Origin of the sequence: Vibrio sp. 10N.222.49.C9 (genome assembly GCF_041474985.1) — a bacterium.
Taxonomy (GTDB): Bacteria; Pseudomonadota; Gammaproteobacteria; order Enterobacterales; family Vibrionaceae; genus Vibrio; species Vibrio crassostreae_C.
Genome location: NZ_JBFRVD010000714.1, coordinates 1 through 264 on the forward strand (window position 1 = coordinate 1; position 264 = coordinate 264).

1 protein-coding gene is annotated in these 264 nt (G+C 50.8%); it reads right to left on the reverse strand.

From position 1 onward, the window contains the following. Positions 1 to 264, reverse strand: a 264-nt coding sequence (locus tag AB4585_RS25225; protein WP_372171504.1) for a cyclic pyranopterin monophosphate synthase MoaC, incomplete at both ends; no start/stop codon positions are given.

Consider the following 264-nt stretch of genomic DNA (forward strand, 5'->3'; position numbering starts at 1 on the left):
GTCTTACCCGCAAGCTTACAAGTTGACTCAATACGCACCTGATTGGTCTCTTTTATTGGGGTCAATTGAACCTCAACCTTAGACAGCAACAAGGGGTGGCAAAGGGGGATAAGATCCCATGTCTTCTTCGCGGCTTGAATACCCGCGATGCGCGCGGTAGCAAACACATCACCTTTATGATGGTCACCACTCAAAATCAATGCGAGGGTCTGCTCTGACATGGTGACGATCGCTTCTGCTCTCGCCTCACCCACAGTGTCTGCT